The following is a 22677-nucleotide window of genomic DNA, read 5'->3' as shown; positions in this document are numbered from 1 at the left end:
CCGCCCCGCCTACTTCCCCGTGACCGAGCCGAAGTCCACCCCGGAACCCAGCAGCAGACCGGCGCCGAGCAGCAGCAGGGTCGCCGGGACCATGAACGTGGTGATCATCAGCGTGGCCCTGGGGACCGCGCGGGCGGCCTTGCGGCGGGCGTTCTGGGCGTCCGTGCGGCGCATGTCCTTGGCCAGGGCGACGAGGGTGTCGACGATCGGCGCGCCCAGCTCCTCGCCCTGCTGCAATGCGGTCACGAACATGGCGACCTGCTCGGAGTCGTTGCGGCGACGCAGCTCGGTGAAGGCCTGGCGGCGGCTCATGCCCAGGTCCATCTGGCGCAGCGTGATGCGGAGTTCGTCCGCCCAGGGGCCCTCGTACCGGGACGCCACGCGGTCCAGCGCCTGGCGGAAGCCGAGGCCGGCGCTGACGACCACCGCGAGCACGTCGAGGAAGTCGGGCAGCGTCCGCTCGATCACGTCCCGGCGGATCCGGATCGCCGACCAGATGCCGACCTCCGTCCAGAACGCGCCGAAGGCGAGCAGGATCAGGGCGACGAGGTAGTTGCCGCGCATCAGCATCACCAGGAAGCCGACGCCGCCGAGTGCGCCGTAGACCGCGCGGCGGGCCGCGTAGCGATCGATGGTCAGGCCTCCGGGGTTGCCCGCGAGGTCGATCCTGCGGCGGTACTTGGCGACCTGTCTGGGGCCCATCAGGCGCAGCACCGCGGGCGCGTAGCGCATGCCCATGCGGTCGATGAGGGAGTCCACCGCGCCGGTGCGGGTCGCGCCGACCTCCAGGGCCACGGCAAGGTCCCCGGGCAGTTTGGTGTCCGCGCGGTACATGCGGATCCCGGCGAAGACGCCCCAGACGCTCAGGCCCATGGCCAGTGCGAGAAGAAGTCCGATTCCCATGTCGTCAGCCCCCTCAGACGTCGATCCGGCTCATACGGCGGATGAGGACGAAGCCGATCGCGTACAGCCCGAACGCGATGATCACGCAGGCCTGGCCGATCGGTGAGCCGGTCATGCGTTCCAGGGCGCCTTCCTTGACGCCGTCCATGAGGAACAGGGCGCCGATACCGAGGACTGGGACGGCGTACGAGGTCATGGTCACCTGGGAGAGCTGGGTGCGGATCTCGCGCCGGGTCTCCTTGCGCTCCTCCAGCGTCTCGGTGAGGTTGCGCAGGGCGGAGACCACCTGGCCGCCCGCCTTGTTGGACAGGACGAGGGTGGTGACCAGGACGACCAGTTCGCGGGACGGGAGGCGGTCCGCGAGTTCGCCCAGCGCGTCGTCCATGGAGTGGCCGATCGACAACTGGTTGGCCACCTTGGCCAGTTCCTCGCCCGCCGGGGCCTCCAGCTCCTCCGCCGCCATGCCGATGGCGGTGCGCAGGGCGAGGCCCGCCTGGGTGGCGTTGGCCAGGATGCGGGCCAGTTCGGGGAGTTGGTTGATGAAGCGCTCGATGCGCTTCTGGCGTTGCCAGTTGAGGAACTGGAACGCCGCCCCGATGCCGAGCAGACCGGCGAGCGGGCCGAAGAAGGGGGCCAGGGCGGCCTGGCCGATGAGCCAGAGGGCGGCGACCGTGGCGAGCATGTAGGCGAAGAACTCGCCCGGGGTGACGTCCAGGCCGGTGGCCGCCAGCCGCAGTTCCAGTTTCCGGCCGGGCCGGGTGCGGCGCAGCCGGCGGTCGAGGGTGCGGAAGCGCCGCCTGCGGCCGGTCTCCGGGAGCCGGCCGGTGTAGGAGAGGCGGTCGATGAGCTCGGCGCGCTGTGCCCGGCCCGAGGCGTAGGTGTGGACGCCGACGACGGCCAGGACGCAGGTGAGCAGGGTGACACCGGTGGTGAGGGTGACGAGGTCGTGGAGATCCATGGGTGGCCTACCTACCTGGCTTCTCGGGTGGCGAGCTGGTCCGCGTGCTGGGCGACGCCGAAGGCCTGGGGCAGCGGCTGGCCGGCCATGTAGAGGCGGTCGGCGGTGCGGCGCGGGAGGGGGAAGTGCTGGAAGGCGCCGTGGACACGGCCGTCGGGGGTCATGGGCTGTGCGTGGAAGTGGGCGACCGTCGCCAGCCGGTAGGGCTCGCCGCCGTGGCTGTCGAGCAGTGCGATCTCGGTGATGCGGCGGGCGCCGTCGGCGAAGCGGGTGAGCTGGACGATGACGTCGACGGCGCTGTTGATCTGGTCGTGCAGCGCCACGAAGGGGACCTCGACGTCGGACATCGAGGCGAGGGTCTGGAGCCGGGTGAGCGCGTCCTCGGCGCTGTTGGCGTGCACGGTGGCCAGGGAGCCGTCGTGGCCGGTCGACATCGCCTGGAGCATGTCCAGGGACTCCCCGCCGCGGACCTCGCCGACGACGATGCGGTCGGGGCGCATGCGCAGGGAGTTGCGGACCAGGTCGCGGATGGTGACCTGGCCCTTGCCCTCCACGTTCGGGGGGCGTGACTCCAGGCGGACGACGTGCGACTGCTGGAGCTGGAGTTCGGCCGAGTCCTCGATGGTGATGATGCGTTCGTGTGCCGGGATGAGCCCGGAGAGGGCGTTGAGCAGGGTCGTCTTTCCGGTGCCGGTGGCTCCGGACACGATGATGTTGAACTTCGCCTGCACCAGGCCCGCGAGCAGGAACAGCATGTGCTCGTCCAGCGAGCCGAACTCGATCAGCTCCGGGAGGGTGTAGGAGCGCGGGAAGCGGCGGATGGTGAGGGTGGGTCCGGTGAGGGACAGCGGCGGGATGATGACGTTGACGCGCTCGCCGGACGGGAGGCGGGCGTCGACCATCGGATTGGACTCGTCCACCCGGCGGTTGACCGTCGAGACGATCCGCTCGATCGTCTGCATCAGCTGGTCCTGGGAGGCGAAGCGCAGCGGCAGCTGCTCGACCCGGCCGCCGCGCTCGACGAAGATCGCGTCGGGGCCGTTCACCATGATCTCGGTGATGGACGCGTCCTCCAGCAGCGGTTCCAGGATGCCGAGGCCCAGCGCCTCGTCGACCACGCGGCGGATCAGCTGGGCACGCTCCACCGTCGACAGGACCGGGCCCTCGCGGCTGATGATGTGCCCGAGCACCCGCTCCAGCCTGGCCCGGCGCTCGGCGGCGGCCAGTGAGCTCATCTCCGCGAGGTCGATCTCCTCCAGGAGCTTGGCCCGGTAGGAGGCGACCAGATGGCCGTCCTCGCCCCGGCTGCCGTGCTCCTCGGGGGAGTTGATGCGTGCCCGCAGGCTCATGGGTGGGGTGCTCCTCGTTCCTGGTCAGTGGTCGAGCGGCATCGTGGCGGTCCGGCTGGCGGAGCCGAAGTCCCAGACGATCCTGGGGATACGGACGGTGGCGGTGACGGTGACGGTGTCGCCCCCCTCCGAGGAGGCGCACCGCACGTCGAGGCCGCCGCTGACCGCGTCCGCGCACGCCTGTGCGACGCCCTGTCGCAGGGAGGCGGCACGCGCCCCCGCGTGGGCCGCCGTTCCGGCCTGCTCGGCCGCGTAGGCGACGGCTCCGATCTGGATGCCGGCCAGGGCGACGATCAGCAGGATCGGGATGAAGCCGAGGTACTCGATGGCGACCTGCCCGCCGTCGCGTCGCCCCGGCCTGCGGAGGTACGGCATCTCAGTCCTTCACCTCCTCCACGGCGCCGGCGTGGCCGTGCACCGTGACCGGGAAGCCGATCGCGCCCGGGAACAGGACAGGGACCTTGAGGTACACGTCGGCGGTCACAAAGCCGACCCCGCCGCAGTTCACCGTGGCATCCCCCCTCCATGCCGCCGACAGGTGCCTCATCCCCGCGGCCCGGCAGGCGGCTTCGCGTTCCCCCCGCGGCGCCGCCGTTCCCGCCCGCACCGCCTCGTCGGCAGCATTCCCGGCGAGCGTGAAGGTGTACCCCACGAGCACGCACTGCCACATCAGCACCAGCGTCAGTACGATCAGCGGAGTCATGCCGAGGAACTCGATGCTGACCTGTCCCTCGTCCCCGCGTGGCCGTCTCATCCCCTCACTCCTTCCGGCGCCGCAGACTCACCGACCCCCGGTCCCCGCGCATCCGGCCGCCCCGGTGGGAGCCTTCGGGCGCACGCGCGAGTCCCAGCTCCCCGGCGAGCCGCCACAGGGCCTGTTTCACCGTGCTCCTGCTGTCGAGCTCGTGGATGCGTCCGGCGTCCACGGCGCTCTGGAGTTCCTTGAAGTTGGCGGGCACTGCCGTGCCGGCCAGCGCGGTGCCGGTGATGCGCTGGACCAGCGGCGGCTGGATCTCCGTACCTCGGTTGTGGCGGTTGACGACGACCGTGGTCTCCTCGGCCTTGCGGATCTGCAGCCGGTCCCACATGCGCACGGTGCGCTTGGCGGCGCGTACCGCGACCACGTCGGGGGTGGTCACCAGCAGTGCCGTGTCGGCCATCTCGACGGCTGCGGCGCTGGCCCCGCTGAGCTGGGCGCCGCAGTCGACGACGACGACCTCGTAGCGGGAGCGCACGGCGCCGACGATCTGGCGGGCGGCGCGCTCGGTGACCTCCTCGCCGCGTTCGCCGTCGCCGGGGGCGAGGAGCAGGGCAAGGCCCGTGTCGTGGCGGAAGACGGCGTCGGCGAGGACGCGCGGCGAGATGTCGGTGATGGCGGCGAGGTCGACGACCGAGCGGCGGAACTGGACGTCGAGGAAGGAGGCGACGTCGCCGGCCTGGAGGTCCATGTCGATCAGGGCGGTGGCGCGGCCGGAAGCCTGGGCGGCCAGGGCCAGCTGGATGGCGGTGAGGGTGGCGCCGACGCCGCCCTTGGCGCCGCTGACCGTGACGACCGTACCGCCGACGCCGGAGAACACGTCGGCGCCGTGTCCGAGATGGCGTCGTACGCCGTTGGACCACTGGGCGACGGCATGGACGCGGCTGGCCAGCTCCTCGTAGTTGAGCGGGAGGCCGACCAGGCCGCGGGCGCCGGAGTCCATGGCCGCGGAGAAGAGTCCGGAACTGACGTCCGTGGTGACGAGGATGACGCCGACGGCCGGGAAGCGCAGGGCGACTTCGCGGATCAGCTCCAGTGCGGGGACCGGGCCGATGCGCTCGTGCACGACGACGACCTCGGGCAGTTCGTCGACGGACTCGGCGGCGAGGCGCGCGAGGGTGTCGATCAGCTGGGTGGAGTCCGTCACCGGGACGAGCGGTTCGGCGTCGGGCAGCTGGCTGAGCAGGGTCGTGAGCGAGCGGACCGCGTCCGGGTCCGAGACGGCCGGGAGGATCCTGGTGGGCATGCGGGCCGCCTCTCACTTGTCCGTCGCGAGTTCGTACGTGCGGTCCTTGTCCGGGACGGTGGTCGCGCTGCCGGGTGCCACCAGCGCGAGCCGCACCCGCTGGGCGAACGACTCGGCGTAGGTGATGCGCTGGGCGTCGATGGTGGACAGCGCGAAGGTGATCGGGACGGCGTCGGTGGGCTGCTGGTTCTTGTTGTCGGGCTCCAGGGAGGTGAGCTTGCCGACGTCGAGCACCCGGGCGTTCGTCACGATGATCTTGGACTGGTCGGGGTCGCCCTGCTTCTTGCCCTCGAAGGTGGCGTAGACGTTGACCCGGGAGCCCGGGGTGATCTTGCCGGCGACGCCGGTGGCCGCATCGATCATGATGGCGACCTCCTGCTGGCCCGCCTGCAGCGCGGGCTGTTCGACGATCATGTCGGTCTGCAGCAGGGAGCCCTTGCGCAGGGTGGTCACGGCGATCTTGCCGTCGATCTGGCGCAGGCTCGTGACCGCGTTGGCCGACAGCCACCGCTCGGGCATCTTGATCTTCTCGAACTGGCCCGTGTTCAGCGTCGTGTACGGCGCCACGTCGGACCTGAGCCGGTACGCGGTGACCTCGGGGCCGACCTTGGACTTCACGTCGTCGATGACGGAGAGCACGCCGGCGAACGCGCCGAGGGCGCAGAGCACCGACAGGATCAGGAGTATCACGCCGCGGCGCTGACGGGAGTTCATGAACCGTGCAACCTCATTGGGGGAATCGGTCGTGCGGGATCGAAGGGGACTGAGCGGGCCGGGCAGGTCAGGCGGGCGTTCGTTGCTCCAGGGCCCGTGGAGCGGGTGGTTCATGGCCGGGCGGGGTGGCCGAGCAGAAGACGCAGCGGTCGCCGATGACGTCGATGCCGCACCAGTGGCAGCTGTTCTGGCGTACGGAGGTGACCAGTTGGTAGAGGACGGAGAGGTCGGCGAGGTAGCTGCAGAACTCGACGACCCGGCTCGTGCCCCACCAGTGGGCGGACTCGGCTGGCAGCGGGGTCTCGCGCAGCCCGTGCACGCTCCAGGCCTTGGAGAGGGTGCCGGTCCACTCGGACTGCAACTGGCCCTTGGCGACGAGCATCCAGGTGGCGAACTCGGGACCGGCCAGGGTGGCGTCGGGCCCGATCCGGACGAGCTGCGGCTCGGGATGGGCGAGGACGGCGAACTGGCTGCCGGGCACCCAGGACTTGGCGTGCGCCTTCAGGCTCACGGGGACGCGGTCGAGCCTGGCCACGGAGCCGAGGACCGCGCCGGAGTGGATGTAGTGGGTGAGCAGCCGTCCCGCGGAGGCGAGGACGCCGGCGCTGAGGTCGCAGGAGGCGAGCTGTCTCAACTGGCGGGCCAGGACGGCGATCCCGAGCGGTGGCAGCTCGGGCCGGAACAGGGCTATGCGGTCGCTCTCCATGAGCGAGCGCAGGGTGTGCAGCCGCTGTGTCACGGCGGCCGGTACGGCCTGCGAGCACACGACGATCACATGCCCGTGCTGTTCGACGAGCCCCTGGAGTTCGGCGAGCGCATGCTCCAGCGGCCGCTTGTCGATGTCCCTCAGCACGACGGCGGGCACGGTCCGTTCGTCCTGCGGCGGCAGCGCCAGGTCGGCGCTCGTCACGGCAATGGCAGTTGGCACGCGCAGCTCCCCGCTCTTCCCACCCGTCGGCCCACCGGTGTTACTCCAATGCGCCGGGACGACTTCATTGCGTGACTACCTCAGCACTGTATCCACGGCTCCGTGACCGGAGAACAGCGTTTGGGTAGCCGGTCGGGATCCGTGTGTGCGCAAGAGCCGTCAAATCAGGACAGGTTGAGCATCGGGCGGGTACTTCATTTGGTCTGGACCTATTGACAGGCGGATTGGTCTGGACCAACTTGTTGTCATGCCCAGACAGAGACGACGCACACGAACCTGGTCGGCGGTCGCCGCCCTCTCGACGGCGGTGGCACTGGCGGGGATGTCCGGGAGTCCGGCATCCGCCGCGGATGTGAACAACGTCAAGAACGCCGGCTTCGAGTCGGCCCTGAGCAACTGGACCTGCTCCGCGAGCAGCGGTACGACGGTCTCCTCCCCCGCCCACTCCGGCACGGCCGCGCTGAAGGCGACACCGGCCGGGCAGGACTACGCCCAGTGCTCCCAGACGGTGGCGGTGAAGCCCAACTCGTCGTACACGCTGAGCGCGTGGCTGCAGGGCGGCTACGCATACCTGGGCGTGACCGGTACGGGCACGACGGACGTGTCGACGTGGACCCCCGACTCCACGTCGTGGAAGCAGCTGTCGACCTCGTTCACGACGGGTGCGTCGACGACGTCGGTCACGGTGTACACGCACGGCTGGTACGGCCAGCCCGCGTACTACGCCGACGACGTGTCGGTGTACGGCCCCGACGGCGGCGGAGGCGGCGACCCGGCCCCGACGGTGCCGGGCGCACCGGCCGGCCTGGCCGTGTCCGGTACGACCTCCTCGTCGGTCTCGCTGTCCTGGAACGCGGTGTCGGGCGCGACGGGCTACAACGTCTACCGCGACGGCACGAAGGTGACGGCGGTGTCCGGCACCTCGGCGACGGTGACCGGTCTGGCCGCGTCGACGTCGTACTCCTTCCAGGTCACCGCGACCAACTCGGCTGGCGAGTCACCGAAGTCGGCGGCGGTGACGGGGACGACGGCGGCGACCGGGGGCGGAGGCGGGGGCGACCTGCCCAAGCACGCGGTGACCGGCTACTGGCAGAACTTCAACAACGGGGCGAAGGTCCAGAAGATCTCCGACGTGCCCTCGTCGTACGACATCATCGCGGTGGCCTTCGCGGACGCGACCTCGACGCCGGGCGCCGTGACCTTCAACCTGGACTCGGCCGGTCTCGGCGGATACACCGTCGACCAGTTCAAGGCGGACATCAAGGCGAAGCAGGCGGCCGGGAAGAAGGTCATCGTCTCGGTCGGCGGCCAGAACGGCACGGTGTCGGTGAGCGACCCGACGTCGGCGGCGAACTTCGCGAACTCGGTCTACTCGCTGATGCAGACGTACGGCTTCGACGGCGTCGACATCGACCTGGAGAACGGCCTCAACACGACGTACATGACGCAGGCGCTGCGTGCGCTGTCGGCGAAGGCGGGCTCGTCCCTGATCCTGACGATGGCCCCGCAGACGATCGACATGCAGTCGACCTCGAACTCCTACTTCCAGACGGCCCTGAACCTCAAGGACATCCTCACGGTCGTCAACATGCAGTACTACAACAGCGGTTCGATGCTGGGCTGCGACGGCAAGGTCTACTCCCAGGGCTCCGTGGACTTCCTCACCGCCCTGGCCTGCATCCAGCTGGAGGGCGGCCTGTCCCCGTCCCAGGTCGGCCTCGGCCTGCCGGCTTCGACGAGCGCGGCGGGCAGCGGCTACGTCTCCCCGACCGTGGTGAACAACGCCCTTGACTGCCTGACCAAGGCCACGGCCTGCGGCACCTTCAAGCCGTCGAAGACCTACCCCGGCCTACGGGGCGCGATGACCTGGTCGACGAACTGGGACGCGTCCGCGGGCAACGCCTGGTCGAACTCGGTGGCCCCGCACGTGCACGCGCTGCCGTAGGAGCGACCGGAAGGCGGCAGGACCAGGACCCCCGGCGGCCACTCCGGCCGCCGGGGGTCCGGGCTTTTCGGGGCTACGGCTGTCGCCGGTCGCAGCCGTCGCAGTCGCAGGTGCCGAGTTCGAACCAGACCGTTTCGCCCGGGCCTTCGCGGTGGCAGCCCCAGCGGCGGGCGAGGGCGTGCACCAAAGTCATGCCCCGGCCGCTCTCCGTGATGCCCGCGTCGAGTACCTCGGGTGCGCGGTGGTCGGTGTCGGCGACCTCGCAGCGCAGGACGCCGTGGGAGGCCAGGAGGGTCAGCCGGAAAGGGCTCGCCGCGTGCCGCAGGGCGTTGGTGGCCAGCTCGCTGACCAGGAGTTCGGCCACGTCGACGACCTCGTCCCGCTCCGCGAGCCCCCACTCCTCCAGCTGCCTGCGCACGACCGTGCGCGCCTCGTGGGCCGCCGAGGGAACGGGGTCGCACTCGACGCTCAGATGACCGGCCCGTATGGGCGGCTGCGGATACGCGGCGTACTGAGGGCCGGGGTCCGGAAGGCTCGCTCGACGCGGGCCGCCATCCGTCCGGCGAGGCGGGTCCTGCCGACGCCGCCGGGACCGGTGAGCGTGACCGGACGCGTCCTGGCCGGCAGTTCACGGCCCCGCGCCTGCTCGTCCCGCCGGTCGACGAAGCTGGTCGTCCCGACCGGCCGACGGGAGTCGCGTCGTGGCGCTGATCCGCCCGTGATCAGCCGGCCCTCCTCTTGGCCGGACCCCCCACTCTTCTCCGGTGGGTGCGCGGGTCCGCGCGCGCTCATCACGCCAACGAGTGCTCTTTGACCGGGGACACTCCGGTCGGTCGGCGCGCGCGTACACTGCCCGGCCGGTTTGGGCCGATACCGCTTGAACTGCTCTTGACCTGGTCATGCCAACGCTTCACCATGAGCGCCACCCACGCACGGCATCCGCACCTTGCTCGTCGCACTGAAGCACCCCCCAGCTCCGCTCCACCCCACATCCGGCGACCCCGGAATTCCTGGAGACCCAAGGAGAATTCATGCGACTTCGCACACGCGGCTCAGGCGCCCGCGGCAGCAGATGGACCGCCGCCCTCGGCGCCCTGCTGGCCCTCGCACTGGCGGCACCCGTGTCGACGACGGCCACGCACGCCACCGCCGACAGCGCCCGCAGGGCGGCACCCTCCGCCGACGACGTCCGGCAGTACGAGATCCACCAGGGCACCAACCCCGTGACCCGCACGGCCATCCAGCGGACCGGCGTCACCGTGGACGAGGCGGACGAGGAGACCGTGGTCGTCTCCGGACGCGCCGCCCAGATCCGCAAGCTGAGGCAACTCGGATACGACGTCACGCCGTTGGGCGCCGCCCCCGACCGGTCGAGCCCCGCCGACGAGCTGCGGCTGTTCGACTTCCCCTCGGCCGACTCGAAGTACCACAACTACGCCGAGACGAACACGGAGATCGACCAGCGGCTCGCCGCCTACCCGACCATCATGAGCAGGCGGGTGATCGGCAAGTCGTACCAGGGCCGGGACATCGTCGCCATCAAGGTCAGCGACAACGTGGCCACGGACGAGAACGAACCCGAGGTACTCCTCACCTTCCACCAGCACGCCCGCGAGCACCTCACCGTCGAGATGGCCCTGTATCTGCTGCGCGAGCTGGGAGCCGGGTACGGCACCGACTCACGGGTCACGGGCATCGTCAACAGCCGGGAGATCTGGATCGTGCCGGACCTGAACCCGGACGGCGGCGAGTACGACATCGCCACCGGGTCCTACCGCTCGTGGCGCAAGAACCGGCAGCCCAACAGCGGGTCGTCGTACGTCGGCACGGACCTCAACCGCAACTGGAACTACAAGTGGGGCTGCTGCGGCGGGTCCTCGGGCTCCAAGTCCTCCGAGACCTACCGGGGCTCCGCGGCGGAGTCCGCGCCCGAGGTGAAGGTCGTCTCCGACTTCGTGCGCGGCCGGGTCGTCGGCGGGAAGCAGCAGATCAAGGCGGGCATCGACTTCCACACGTACAGCGAGCTGGTGCTGTGGCCGTACGGCTACACCTACTCCGACACGGACACCGGGATGACCGCCGACGACGCCGCCGCGTTCAAGGCCGTGGGGCAGAAGATGGCGGCCAGCAACGGGTACACGCCGGAGCAGGCGAGCGACCTGTACATCACCGACGGGTCGATCGACGACTACCTCTGGGGTGCGCACAAGATCTTCGACTACACCTTCGAGATGTATCCGACGTCCGCCTGGAACGGGGGGTTCTACCCGCCCGACGAGGTGATCGAGCGGGAGACCTCCCGGAACCGCGACGCGGTGTTCCAGCTGCTGGAGAACGCGGACTGCATGTACCGGTCGATCGGGAAGGAAGCCCAGTACTGCGGTTAGCCGGTCACTCCTCGAAGTAGGCGTCCAGCACCGCGTCCAGCTGCTCCTCCCACTCCGTGAAGCGACTCCTGGCCGTCGCCTCGATCTCGATCGGGTACCAGCGGCGGTCAGGGGTGTGCACCGTGACGGTGAAGCGCTTGCCGAAGCGGGGGGCCTCCGTCTCGACCGCGCCGATCTCGTCCCAGCGGAACTCGCAGGACTCCTCGTCGAGGGTGAGGCGGACGCCCTTGCGGTCGGCCACTATCTTGGCGCGACGGTCGGCGGCCTCGAAGACGGGACCCTCCGGGGTCTCCGACTCCTCCGGCTCCTCCGACTCCGCCGATTCCTCGGCGTCCTCGCTCTTCTCCGCTGCCCCGGCGTCCGCGTCCTCCACCGATGCCGCGTCCTCGTCCGACACCGCCGCCTCGGCCGCCTCGGCCTCCGCCTCGTCCGTCTCCGGCTCGGCGTCCTCCGGCTCCGCGGACACTGGGGAGGTGAGCCCGGGGATGAAGGCCGGGTCGAATCCGGCGCCCTTCAGGGGCTTGCTGCTCGATCCTATGCGCTGCTCCACGGCGGCAGTATGGACGACATACCTGTGCCGGAACCAGCCGGACCACCCTTCACCCGGGTTCACCCCGATTGCTCGTCCTCGGCCCTACTCGTCCATGAACACGATCCGCCGCGTCCGTCCCCCGTCACCCGGCACCGGTGTCACCGCGGCCCGGCCGGCCGGCACCGCGCGCTCGCGGCCCCAGGCGCGGATCTCCTCGATCTGCTCGGGATTGCTGACGCTGAGCGGGCGTACCTGCGCGAAGGTGTCCATCACATACGAGTCCTTCAGCTGGCCCACTCCGCCCCGGCGCACCGCCTCCTCGCCCACGTCGTGCAGCGCGGCCTCGATGTCCGAGCCGGCGAAGCCCTCGGAGAGGTCGACGAGCCGGTCCAGCCGGTCGGGGTCGAGATCGGCCTGGAGATAGCGCCGGTGGTAGATGCGGATGATCTCCTTGCGGTCCTGGGCGTCGGGCAGGTCGACGAAGAACAGCTCGTCGAAGCGGCCCTTGCGCAGGAGTTCGGGCGGCAGGCTGCGGATGTCGTTGGCGGTGGCCACGACGAAGGCGCGGGACTGGGACTCCTGGAGCCAGTAGAGGAACTGGCCGATGATGCGCTGCGGCACTCCGGACATGTCGTCGCGGCCGGCCAGGCCCTTCTCGATCTCGTCGATCCACAGGACGCAGGGCGCCACCCGGTCGGCCATGGCGAGCGCCTCCCGGAAGCGGCCCTCGGACTCACCGAGGTACTTGCCGTGGATGCTGGCCATGTCGAGCCGGTACAGCGGGAGTTTCCAGTCGTGGGCGATGGCCTTGGCGGACAGGGACTTGCCACAGCCGGGCACGCCGACCAGCAGCACTCCGCGCGGCGGCCGCAGGGCGGTGTGCCTGAGGTCGCGGGAGATCATGTCGTGCTTGCGCTCCAGCCAGGTGCGCAGACCGCTCAGCCCGCCGATGGCGTAGTCGCTCTGCTTGAGCTGCACCCGCTCCAGGCCGGTGAGGTCGCTGAAGATGCGGTCCTTGGCCTGGGCGAGGCCGAGGACGTCGTCGCGCCGGATGGAGCCCTTGGCGGCGATGGTCGCCATCAGGTTGACGCACTCCGCCTCGGTGACCCCGCTCAGGAACTCCGCGGCACGGCGGGCGTCCTCCTCGGTCCACTCGATGGGGATGTGGCCGTGGTGATCACCCAGAAAGCCGCTGAGGATGCCGTACATCTCCTCGGAGTCGGGCAGGTCGAGACGCAGGCTCATGCCGAGGCGCTGCAGACCGCTCCAGATCGGTGTGTCCGTGATCAGCACGATGCTGCCCATGTTGCTGTCGGCCAGCCGCGCCAGCTCGGCGAAGTGCCGGGTGACCGGGGTGTCCGACTCCAGCTCGTCCGGGTCGACGAAGACGACGGTGGCGTTGGCGCGGCTGCCGAACTGGGCCGCGGCGAAGTCCATGGCGCCGGTGAGCGAACGGTCGTCCTGCACGGGCGCGTTGGTGCGCAGGTCGCGCAGGCCGGTGGCCCGGGTGTAGATCCAGAACGGCATGCTGCTGCGCCGGGACTGGGTCGCCGCCTCGCGCAGCAGCCTCAGGGCGCGCTGCTGCTCGATGGTACGCATCGCGATGACCGGGACGCGGGCGGAGATATAGCTGTCGAGGTGGCTGAGGCTCTCGGCGTAGTTCGACATTCGGGCCTTCTCGGAGGGTGGATTGCGGGCGGCGGGGCGGCGGGGCCGCTCACCCGGGCACGATGCGCCGTCGCGACGGTGCCGCCGGGTCGTACGCCCAGCCGTCCTGGGTCGTCCGCACGGTGAGGGCTCCGGTCAGCGCGTTGTCCCGCAGGGTGCGGCGGCGGCGCTCGACGGTCCTCGGGTCCGCGCCGCGCCGGGCCTCGTGGTCCAGGTTCTGCTCCAACTGGGCCTGAACCTGCGGGATCTGGCGGTCCACCAGCTCGGTGAGCCGGGTGCGCAGGGACTCGGGCAGGCCGGGGTGGGCCGCCAGGGCGCGGACGGTGTGCAGACCGGTGCGGGCCTGGGCGAGCTCACGGCCGTACGAGAACTCGTCCCGGGCCTGGTCCAGTGCGCGGACGAGGGACTCGGCCCAAGTGCCGAGCCGGGTGTCCAGGGCGGTCGTGAGGTGCTCGGTGAGGCGCACCCAGGTGTCGGCGTCGTACTGCTCCTGGAAGAGCGCGGGCAGCGTGGCCGGGTCGGCGGGTTCCAGGGCGGCCCAGCGGCGCAGGAAGCCGACCCAGGCCTGGTAGGCGCCGCCGTCGCCCCACAGCCCGCTCACGATGTGCTGCCCGGCCGGCGCACGACGGTCTCGCCGGGCGGCAGCGGCTCCCAGTCGGGCAGCCCCTCGACGACCCGCCGGAGCCTGCTGGTGACCCGCTCCTGCTGCGGACGGCGCTGGGCGGCCCAGGGGGAGTTCTGGGCTCGTGCGCCGTCGGCGGAGGCGGCCCACGGGGAGGCCGGAGCCTCCGGCTGGGGGGCGGTCGCCGCCCAGGGCGAATCGGCCGGCGGTCTGTACGGCGGCGGTGGGGTGGGGTCGGGCTGGGCGGCGGGGGGCGGGGTGCTCATCGGACGGTGTCCTCCTCGGGCGCCTTGGTCACGGGCTCCTTGACCTCGGACGTCTTGGCCTCGGGCTCCTTGGCCTCGGACGTCTTGGCCTCGGGCTCCTTGCGTACGGTGCGGCCCTCGAACGGCGAGGCGCCGCCGCCCGCCGTCGGCAGGGTGGCGATCAGCTCGCGGACCCGGGCCTCGATCCGGTCGGCGGCCTGGAACTTCTCGTACCAGTCCGTCAGCTCGGCGGACGCTGCCCGCAGGTGGTGCAGCGACTCGGTCTTGGCGCGGGCCAGCAGCTCACGCGCCGCGTCCTGGTTGCGCTTGGCGGTCTGGGAGCCGTTGTACAGGACCAGGCCCCAGACGATGCCGACGATCGCGGCGGCGCCGAACGCGAACCCGGGGAAGATGCCGACGAAGACCAGCAGGATGCCCGCGACCACCGCGATCAGCGGGGCCGCCTTCTTGAGCCAGGGGTAGGCGAGCGCGTCGACGAACGGGCCCGTGCAGTGGTCCCAGTGGTCGCTCAGCGCCTTCTCCAGGGTGGCCAGCGGCTGGGTGAACGAGCCGATCCACGGCGGCAGCTGGAAGGTCTGCGCGCCGACGCTGTGCGCGGTGCCGAACTGGGCCTGCACATCCTGCGGCACGGCCGCCCGGTAGTCGCGGGTGTGGCCGGCGTGCGCCTGCTGGAACCACTCGTGGCAGGCGGCCACGGCCAGCCGCTGGGTGGCCGGGGAGGTGCCGATGGCCTGCGGGTTGAGGGCCGCGGTGGTCTGCACGGTGAGGTAGTCGAGGGTCTCCTCGTACGAGGCGGCGTCCGCGTCGGCCGTCTGCCGGGCGGCGCCGAGGTCACCGTCGTGGTCCACGACCGCCTGGTTGAAGGCGAGGTCGCGGCGGAGCGGCAGCTCCTCGTTGTCGTACTCGGAGACCAGCCGGTCGAGGATGTCGTCGACGGCGTCCTCGATGCGCTCGGACGGCTCGAACTCCCGCTCCAGGATGGCCTTGTACTTGTCCAGGAGGGGCGTCTGCCCGCGCGCGGCGGACAGCACGCCGTCGAGGGTGACCCACTGCGGCGAGACGGCGGCCAGCCGCGGGAACTCGCCCTGGGCGGACGGCGCGCGCAGCGTGTCGATCTCGTCGCGCCACCGCTTGATCTGCCGGGCCTGCGCGTCCGCGCTGTCCATCAGCTGGGCGCGCCACTCGGCGAGGGTGCGGTCGAGCAGATCACGGCCGACGAGTCCGAAGGCGCCCTGCGCGATGGCCTCCAGGATGACGGCGAACTCACGCCCGAGGGCGGCCGGGTCCTGGGCCAGCAGATAGTGCCGCAGCCAGCGCACCGCCGACTCGGACCGGCCCTGGCGGCGCAGGACGAGCGCGAAGAACAGCGAGGTGCGGTCGGGCGAGCGGCGGAACGCCTCGTCGACGGCGCGGTCGCACAGCTGCCGGTCGTCGGCCGACCAGGAGGCGAGCGCGACCAGGGCGGGCGCCAGCCAGTAGCGGGGCGTCTGGATCATCAGCTGGTCGCTGACCATCCGGACGTTCTCCTCGGAGACCAGGCCGACGTCGAAGGCCTGGAGCATGCCGACCGCGGTGCGCCGGACCGTCTTGTGATGGCCGAACTCGTGGTCGATCTTGTCCTCGATGGCCCCGATCCGGGTCTCGGCGCGCTGCACGTTCGCCGTGGACTCGGCCTGTCTCACGAAGGCCAGGAACTCGTCCCGCAGCTGCTGGAGCTCGGTACGCGTCTGCTGCTGGTTGGACTCGACCGTGGAGACCTGGCCGGACACCGAACCGACCTGTTCGCTGAGCCTGATGACGAGGTTGCTGACTTCCTGCACCTTGCGGTGCAGGGCGAGGTCGACCTCGGACATGCGGGAACTCCGTTCACGTGCTGCGTCTGGGGGTGTGGAGCGTGGGGGCGGCGCCGGCTCAGGGCCGTACGACCGTGCCGTCGTCCAGTACGGGCAGGACCAGGCCGTCGGCGTACACCTCGACGTAGGCGTAGCCGCCCGAGCGGGCGAGCATCCGGGCCGCCGAGAACGGCTCGGGCATCTGCTCGGCCGGGGCGAAGTGCCGCACGATGACGTGGAACAGGTTGAGCTGGTGGTCGACGTACGGCGGGCCCAGATAGCAGCGCGCGACGAATCCGAGCGGCACCGAGCCGTACGACGTCGTGTACTGCTCCCGGACCCAGTCCGCCAGCGAGCGGCTCGCCTGCTCGTCCAGCCCCGCGTCGAGCCGGCGCACGGCCTCCAGCAGTGGTGCGGAGCGTGGCCCGTAGAGTTCGCGGCGCGCGATGCCGGGCGCGGGAGCGGCGGGCGCGGCGGACGCGTGCGACTGGCCGGTGCCGAGCGTGGGCCGCACGATACGTCGCGGACGTTCGGTGTACCCCATGTGTCCCCCGATGTCATGGGTGGTGTTACCAGGAGCAAAGTTTAGTGACGTCACGTCAAGAGTGCGAGCTCGAAGCGCAATTGACACACTCGAACTCATGGGAAGGATCAAGGCGCTCCTGGTCGGGGTCGACGACTATCCGGAATCCGTGGCGACACCACTGGGTGGCTGCGCCAACGACATTGCCGCGGCACACCGGCTGCTGACCGACCTCGCGGGCGAACGGGCCGACGTCATGGTCCTGTTGGACGACGAGGCGACGGTCGACGCGGTGACGGACGCGGTCGTACGGCACCTGGGCGCGGCGGGCGACGGGGACACCGCGCTGCTGTGGTTCTCCGGGCACGGCACCCAGCGGGAGGCCACCGGCGACGACCTGCTGATCGAGGCGACGGGGCTCAACCAGGCCCTGGTCTGCGTGGACGGCCCGCTGCTGGACAAGCGGCTGGGCGCCCTGCTCGACACGGTCGCGGCCGGGGGTGCGCAGGTGGTGGCGGTGTTGGACTGTTGTCATTCCGGGGGTGCCTCGCGCGACGCGGAGTTGACGGCGCGGTACGCACCGCCGTTGCCCGCCTGGGACTTGGAGGCACGTGACACGCAGGGGTCCCACACCACTGCCCGGCATCTGCTGCTGGCCGCGTGCCGGCTCGACCAGCAGTCGTTCGAGGGCTGGTTCGACGGGGTGCGGCAGGGTGCGTTCACGCGCGCGCTGGTCGGCGCGGCGCGCGCCGCCGGGGACGACGCCACCTGCCGGGAACTCCTGGCGACGGCCGCGGTGGGGGTGCAGCGACTCGGCAGCGGGCAGCGGCCGGTGCTGTACCCGGATCTGCCGGGCGGCGCGGCGGACCGGCCGTTCCTGGGAGGCGGGGCGGGCAGGGTGCCGAGTCCGCATCTGCTGAGCCACGGGCCGGACGGCTGGGAGGTGGACTGCGGCAGCGTGCACGGTGCGGGGGCACGGGGGACGGAGTTCGCGGTGGTGGACGGAAGATCCGTCGTACGGGCGTGGGAAGTGGGGGTGGGCCGGACGCTGGTCACGCCCGTCGGGTGGGTCCCGGAGCGGGAGCGGGTCTATCCGGTGGAACTCTCGGCGGTCGCGCTGCCGCCCGGGACGGTGGCGGTCGACGGGTCCGCCGCGGACGCACGGGAACTGACCGAAGCCCTCTCGGATGCGCCGCTGGTGCGATGCGTGGACGGGCCCGAAGAAGCTGGTGATCTGCACTTCCGGGTACGGGTACGGGACGGTGCGGCCGCGGTGCTGCGGCGCGACGGCACGCCGTTCAGCGAGCCTCTGCCGTACGGTGGCGGTGCGGACGCGCGACGGGTCGTGGACTGTCTGACGCACCTCACCCGCTGGCACCAGCTGCGCGACATGGCTCCGCGGCCCTCGCTGCTCGACGAACTGGTACGGGTGGAGATCACTCCCTGGGGCTCCGACGAGCCACTGCGACGTGATGCCGCCGGGGATATCGTCTGTCCGTACACGGACGGGCAGGCGCCCTGGATCTCGATCCGGCTGCACAACAGCTCCCCCGACCGCACGCTGTGGTGCCTGCTGCTGGACCTGACCGAGGGCTACGCCTGCCATTCCCTCCTGTATCCCGGGCACTTCATCGGCCCCGGGCGTACGGGGTACGCGCTGGACGGCGAGCCCGTACAGCTGTCGTTGCCGCGCGGCCGTGCGGCCGTGCCCGGGGCCGAGGGGCGGGACTGGCTCAAGCTGATCGTCGCGGAAGGGGAGTTGAACACGCTTCCGTTCCAACTGCCTACCTGGGATCCCTGGACCCCCTCCGGCGTCCGCGACCTGGGGCCGGTCCCCGGGACAGGGCCCGGCCGCTGGACCGCCGTCACCCTCCCCCTGCGCACACTCGTGCCCCAGCCCATCAGCGGCCCAGGTGGGTGAACCCCGCCCACGCGCTCAGGTCGTGCGGGTCGATCCGGCGGGCGCGGTCGGCCAGGGCCGGAGGGAGTTCGGCGGGCAGTTCGCGGTCGGGGTTGAGCATCCACAGCTGGGCCCGGCGCAGGGCCTTGGCCGGGGGTTCGCCGTGGGTGCGCAGGAAGTGGTGGGTGAGGAACATCAGCACCGAGGTCGCCTCGTCGGGGACCGGCCACAGTGAGCCGACGACCGAGCGGGCGCCCGCGACGAGGAAGGCGGTGGCGAGGCTGTAGGCCTCGTTGTGGCCGCGGCCGGAGACATGGCTGCGGCAGGCCGCCAGCAGGACGAGGGCCGGGCCGCCGCCGTCCCCGGCACCCGCGCCGGTGATCTCCTCGGCCGCCAACTGGCCGTCGCTGAGGGAGAGATACGAGCTGCGGCGGGCGTTCGCGGCGACGGAGGCGTGGCAGGCGAGGTGCAGCACTCCCCCGTCGGCGCCCTCGCGCAGCCAGTCCAGCACCTCGCCCGGGGTGCCCGTGCCGTCCGCCGGGCCGGTCCCGCGGCGGCCGAGGAAGCGGCCCCGGGGGTAGAACGCGCGCTGGACGGCGTCGGCCTCCTCGCCCGCGTAGTGGAGGTCGCCGGTGGGGTTGCCGACGACCAGCGCCCCGCCGGTGTGGTCGGTGGCGGGGCGGGCGGCCACCTGGCACAGGAGCCGGGCGGAGGCGGCGTAGGAGATCTCGGCGGCCTGGAGGGCGTACTGGCGCCCGCGCGGGCCGCCCGCCTCCCACGCGGCGTGCCAGGGGACCAGGCCGAGCGTCCCCATGGGGACGAGGACGAGCCGGGGCAGCCGGCCCCGCGGCATCTCGAAGGCCTCGAGGAGCGGGCGCACGGCGGCGTACCAGGCCCAGCCGCACAGGCGGTCGAGCTGTTTGCGCAGGGAGGGCGGGGCCGCGGAGAACGCGGAGCCGGGGACCGGGCCGAGGTCGCGGGTGAGGGCGCCCGCGGGGGCGTACTCCTTCAGCGGTGCCGCGTCCTCCGTGAGCGTCGGCAGGGGTATGGCGTGCACCGTGCCGTTGGAGGTGACGACCAGGGCGGTGCCGGGCGCGTCGTCGGAGGACGGGACCAGGTAGACCAGCGCGTCCTTGGCGAGGGCGCGCAGGGCCTCGGCGATCTCGTCGGGGGCGGGCGGGTCGAGGAGCCGGGCCGCGAGGGGGGCGCCGGACTCGGTGTCGGTGAGCGCGGTGAGGACGCGGCGGCGCAGGGTGCTGGGGACGGCGAGGGGCGCGCGGACGGCCGTCAGCGGGTCGGTCGGCCGGTCGGCGGCGTCCGCGCCCGTGGCCCGCCATTCCTCGGCGAGGTCGGCCCGGCCCGCCGTGGTGAGGAGGTCGGGCACGGTGGTGGAGGTCAGCGCGGCGTGCAGGACCAGGCCGCGGCAGGCGTCGAGGGCCTGGAGCGCCTCCTCGGGGCGGTCGTCCTTGAGGCACCAGCCGGCCACCTCCAGCGCCGAGCGGGTGGCGTGGGCGGCCGCGAGGGCGGCGTGGTCGGTGCCGGACTGGAGCAGTGCGGCCCAGGCGTGGCCGCGCAGGGACGTCAGGCCGAGGGTGCGGGCGGTGGCGCGGTCGCGGCGGTGGAGGTCGTCGCGGGTGCGGTGGGCACGGGCGAGCGCGAGGCCGATCTCGGCGTACAGGCGGTGTTCGGGCCCGCCCGCCTCGGCGAACCCGCGCTCCAGGAGTTCGATGCCCCGGGCCAGCCGCTCTCGACGGCGGACGCGGTCGAACTCCAGGCCGGACAGGGCGCAGTGGGCGATGCCGAGGCAGTGGCCGTATCTGAGGCGGCTGTCGCTGCCCGGCTCGGACAGCTCGTGGGCCTCCTTGAGCAGGCCGATCGCCTCCGCGATGCCGGGTCCGTCCATGGCGGCCCCGGCCCGGGTGAAGCGGGTGATGCCGGAGTCGCCGAGCACCCAGGCGCGGTGGTCGCGGGGCAGTCTGCGGGCCTGGCGGCGCAGTTCGGCCGCGCCGGGGCGGCCGGGGAGCGGTGGCAGGGGCGGGGCGCCGAGGGTGCGGGCGAGGTTGTCGCGGGCGGCACGGGCGTTCTCCAGCGCGGTGTAGATCTCGATGCGGGAGGGGTCCTCCTCGCTCATGGCGGCGTGGCCCTCGGTGAGCGCGGCGATGTGCCGGTCGGCGGCGGCCAGGTCGCCGCGCTGGATGGCGGTGTGCGCGTCGAAGCCGGCCTGCTGGAGGTCCATCATGCGGCGCAGATGCCCGGGCAGGGCGGGGTCGTCGCGCAGCCGGCGCCAGGTCCGGGCGCCCGCCTCCATGTCGTCGGCGGCGCCGCCGGTCTGGCCGCGCTGGGTCTGTGCCATGAGCCGGGCCATGGCGAGGCCGTAGCCGCCGTGGCCGTCGGCCTCCGGGACACCTGCCTCCTGCGCCCGGTCGAAGTGGGCGAGCACCTCGTCGAGGCCCGCGCCGGTGCCGACGGTCGTCTCCTCGTGCAGCCGGGCCATGCCGGCGACGACGTGTGCCTGTCCGCGCCAGGCCGGGTCCCGCTCGGCGCGTTCGAGCACCGCCTCGGTCAGCTCCCGCCGGTGTTCGACGGTGATGTAGGTGCCCTCCGGGTCGACGACGGTGAGGTTGCACAGCATCATCGCGGCGAGCTGGGCCCGGCCCGCGCTGCCCGGTTCGGCGGCGCGCAGCTGGGCGAGGGCCTTCTCGAAGCCCTCGATACGGCGTTTGCGGCCGGTCACGTCCCGTTCCATGCCGCGCAGGAATTCCTCCTCGCCGAAGTCGAGGAAGGCGCGTCCCTCGCGCAGGTCGTCGAGCATCGTGTCGACGGTTCCGCGGAACGCCTCCGCGTCGAGGCCCTCCGGGAGTCCGTCGTCGGTCCGGGCGAGGAGTCCGTGCTCGGCGAGGGTGAAGCGGGCCCAGCCGTCCAGCATGAGGGCCGACTGCGTCAGTTCGTGGTTGCCGTGCTGTCCGTCCAGGAGCCGTCCGGCGGCCTCCAGGACGTCCTGGGCCCGGCGCGGGTCCGGGTCGTCGTGGTAGCGGGCCTGCTGGAGGAGGGCGAGGAACAGGGCGGCGGGCGCGACCTCGCCGTCGCGGTCCGGGTCCCACTCGGTCACGGACCGCCGTACCAGCGCGATCCCGCGGTCCCGGCCCTCGGCGTCGTCGCGTTCGGCGGCCCGCTCGTACAGCAGCCGTCCGAACGCGTCGAGGTACTGGGGCAGCAACTGGGCCTCGGCGCCGGGACGGTCGAGCAGCCGGCGCAGTTCGACCTCGGCGGCGAGGGCGTGCCCGACGTCCTTCCAGGTGGACCAGATCACGGCGCGTACGAAGATGGCGTTGACCTCGGCCTCGAAGGCCCAGTCGGGCTCGGGGCCGCCCGCCCTGCGGGCCTCGGTGAGGGCCGTGTCGAAGGCGTCCCGGGCCGTCTCCAGCTCCTGCTGGTCGCCGGTGGCCCGGCCGTGCAGCATCGTGGCGAGGCCCATGCTGTAGCGGATGTGCGGGAGGTCCTGGGGCCCGGCCGTGCCGAGTACGGCGCGGTAGTGCGCGGCCGACTCGGCGGCGGCTTCCAGGTCGCCGTACCGGCGGGCCCGTTGCAGCTGGAGGAAGCCCAGTGCCGTCCGCAGGTCGGCCTCCTCCTCCCCGTCCGGTGCCACGTCGTCCAGCGCGTCGGCGTGGCGGCGCAGGGCCTCGTCGAGGGCGTCCCGGTCCGGGGCGGCGAGGTAGCGGGTCTTGGCGCAGACGGCGAGCAGATACCGGCCCCACGCCCGCTCGTTGCCGAAGTCGGGGTCGTCGGCCGCCAGCCCGTCGACCCCGGCCCGCAGCAACTCCCAGCCCTCGTCGAGGAGTCGGCGCTCCCCCTCCTCCTCGTACTGCACGGCCCGCAGGTGCCCGAAGCGGATCCGCCAGGCCGACCACACCGGCTCCGCGCCGGGATTGCGGAAGGCGTGCTCGAACGCGTCGGCGGCCAGGGCGAATTCCTCGTCGTCGGCGCCCCGGGCGCGCAGCAGATACAGCCGGTGGCTCAACTCGCCCGCGTATCCGCACATGCCGGGCGCGTCCGGGTCGCCGGAGGACAACTGGGCCAGCGCGTCGAGCACTTGGTCGCGCTCGGCGGCCAGTTCTTCGAGGAGGTCGTCGGTCACAGGGCCCATCCT

19 protein-coding genes and 1 pseudogene are annotated in these 22677 nt (G+C 72.0%); 3 read left to right on the top strand and 17 right to left on the bottom strand.

Annotation, left to right across the window (positions count from 1 at the left end; genetic code table 11):
• Nucleotides 1-9 precede the first annotated feature (9 nt).
• The 8 genes from AB0I54_RS02255 to AB0I54_RS02220 form a co-directional block, all read right to left on the bottom strand.
• Nucleotides 10-897 (bottom strand): DUF5936 domain-containing protein, encoded by an 888-nt coding sequence (locus AB0I54_RS02255; protein ID WP_363294355.1) that lies wholly within the window; start codon nt 895-897, stop codon nt 10-12.
• Between the two features lie 19 nt (nt 898-916).
• Nucleotides 917-1861 (bottom strand): type II secretion system F family protein, encoded by a 945-nt coding sequence (locus tag AB0I54_RS02250; RefSeq protein WP_363293948.1) that lies wholly within the window; start codon nt 1859-1861, stop codon nt 917-919.
• An 11-nt stretch (nt 1862-1872) separates the two neighbouring features.
• Complete coding sequence (locus AB0I54_RS02245) at nt 1873-3210, bottom strand: CpaF family protein (RefSeq protein WP_363293947.1); 1338 nt, start codon at nt 3208-3210, stop codon at nt 1873-1875.
• 24 nt (nt 3211-3234) lie between these two features.
• Nucleotides 3235-3585, bottom strand: coding sequence for a TadE/TadG family type IV pilus assembly protein (locus AB0I54_RS02240; RefSeq protein WP_363293946.1), 351 nt, complete (start codon nt 3583-3585; stop codon nt 3235-3237).
• A 1-nt stretch (nt 3586) separates the two neighbouring features.
• Nucleotides 3587-3964: a TadE/TadG family type IV pilus assembly protein gene (locus tag AB0I54_RS02235; RefSeq protein WP_363293945.1), complete on the bottom strand. Its 378-nt coding sequence runs from the start codon at nt 3962-3964 to the stop codon at nt 3587-3589.
• 4 nt (nt 3965-3968) lie between these two features.
• Nucleotides 3969-5213, bottom strand: a complete 1245-nt coding sequence (locus AB0I54_RS02230) for an AAA family ATPase (RefSeq protein WP_363293944.1) — start codon at nt 5211-5213, stop codon at nt 3969-3971.
• Nucleotides 5214-5225: 12 nt separating this feature from the next.
• Nucleotides 5226-5927, bottom strand: coding sequence for a Flp pilus assembly protein CpaB (gene cpaB / locus AB0I54_RS02225; protein WP_363293943.1), 702 nt, complete (start codon nt 5925-5927; stop codon nt 5226-5228).
• 67 nt (nt 5928-5994) lie between these two features.
• A complete protein-coding gene (locus tag AB0I54_RS02220) occupies nt 5995-6855 on the bottom strand; it encodes a hypothetical protein (RefSeq protein ID WP_363293942.1) in 861 nt (286 codons plus the stop codon).
• Between the two features lie 247 nt (nt 6856-7102).
• On the opposite strand from AB0I54_RS02220, the gene AB0I54_RS02215 reads away from it, so the two are divergent.
• A complete protein-coding gene (locus AB0I54_RS02215; RefSeq protein ID WP_363293941.1) occupies nt 7103-8800 on the top strand; it encodes a glycoside hydrolase family 18 protein in 1698 nt (565 codons plus the stop codon).
• A gap of 73 nt (nt 8801-8873) precedes the next feature.
• Here the strand turns inward: AB0I54_RS02215 and AB0I54_RS02210 are convergent, their stop codons facing one another.
• Complete coding sequence (locus tag AB0I54_RS02210) at nt 8874-9218, bottom strand: ATP-binding protein (protein ID WP_363293940.1); 345 nt, start codon at nt 9216-9218, stop codon at nt 8874-8876.
• A gap of 110 nt (nt 9219-9328) precedes the next feature.
• Nucleotides 9329-9526, bottom strand: a pseudogene (locus AB0I54_RS02205) (hypothetical protein); the annotation flags it as partial.
• A gap of 305 nt (nt 9527-9831) precedes the next feature.
• Here AB0I54_RS02205 and AB0I54_RS02200 point away from each other — a divergent pair.
• On the top strand, nt 9832-11187 hold the full coding sequence (locus AB0I54_RS02200; protein WP_363293939.1) for a M14 family metallopeptidase: 1356 nt from the start codon (nt 9832-9834) through the stop codon (nt 11185-11187).
• Nucleotides 11188-11191: 4 nt separating this feature from the next.
• On the opposite strand, the gene AB0I54_RS02195 is transcribed toward AB0I54_RS02200, so the two are convergent.
• The 6 genes from AB0I54_RS02195 to AB0I54_RS02170 form a co-directional block, all read right to left on the bottom strand.
• Nucleotides 11192-11737 (bottom strand): hypothetical protein, encoded by a 546-nt coding sequence (locus AB0I54_RS02195; protein ID WP_363293938.1) that lies wholly within the window; start codon nt 11735-11737, stop codon nt 11192-11194.
• A gap of 84 nt (nt 11738-11821) precedes the next feature.
• Nucleotides 11822-13387, bottom strand: coding sequence for an AAA family ATPase (locus tag AB0I54_RS02190; protein WP_363293937.1), 1566 nt, complete (start codon nt 13385-13387; stop codon nt 11822-11824).
• A 49-nt stretch (nt 13388-13436) separates the two neighbouring features.
• Nucleotides 13437-13988 (bottom strand): hypothetical protein, encoded by a 552-nt coding sequence (locus AB0I54_RS02185; RefSeq protein ID WP_363293936.1) that lies wholly within the window; start codon nt 13986-13988, stop codon nt 13437-13439.
• Nucleotides 13985-14275, bottom strand: coding sequence for a hypothetical protein (locus AB0I54_RS02180; RefSeq protein WP_363293935.1), 291 nt, complete (start codon nt 14273-14275; stop codon nt 13985-13987). The genes AB0I54_RS02185 and AB0I54_RS02180 overlap by 4 nt, the downstream gene beginning before the upstream one ends.
• A complete protein-coding gene (locus tag AB0I54_RS02175; protein ID WP_363293934.1) occupies nt 14272-16128 on the bottom strand; it encodes a hypothetical protein in 1857 nt (618 codons plus the stop codon). Before AB0I54_RS02175 ends, AB0I54_RS02180 begins: the two co-directional genes overlap by 4 nt.
• A gap of 58 nt (nt 16129-16186) precedes the next feature.
• A complete protein-coding gene (locus AB0I54_RS02170) occupies nt 16187-16651 on the bottom strand; it encodes a hypothetical protein (protein WP_363293933.1) in 465 nt (154 codons plus the stop codon).
• 97 nt (nt 16652-16748) lie between these two features.
• On the opposite strand from AB0I54_RS02170, the gene AB0I54_RS02165 reads away from it, so the two are divergent.
• Nucleotides 16749-18551: a caspase family protein gene (locus AB0I54_RS02165; protein ID WP_363293932.1), complete on the top strand. Its 1803-nt coding sequence runs from the start codon at nt 16749-16751 to the stop codon at nt 18549-18551.
• On the opposite strand, the gene AB0I54_RS02160 is transcribed toward AB0I54_RS02165, so the two are convergent.
• Nucleotides 18532-22665 carry a CHAT domain-containing protein gene (locus AB0I54_RS02160; protein WP_363293931.1) on the bottom strand — a complete coding sequence of 1378 codons (4134 nt, stop codon included), beginning with the start codon at nt 22663-22665 and terminating at the stop codon, nt 18532-18534. The genes AB0I54_RS02165 and AB0I54_RS02160 overlap by 20 nt on opposite strands.
• Between the last annotated feature and the right edge of the window lie 12 nt (nt 22666-22677).

The organism is Streptomyces sp. NPDC050625 (assembly GCF_040654755.1).
Classification (GTDB): Bacteria; Actinomycetota; Actinomycetes; order Streptomycetales; family Streptomycetaceae; genus Streptomyces.
This window is presented reverse-complemented; position numbering and strand designations above follow the sequence as displayed.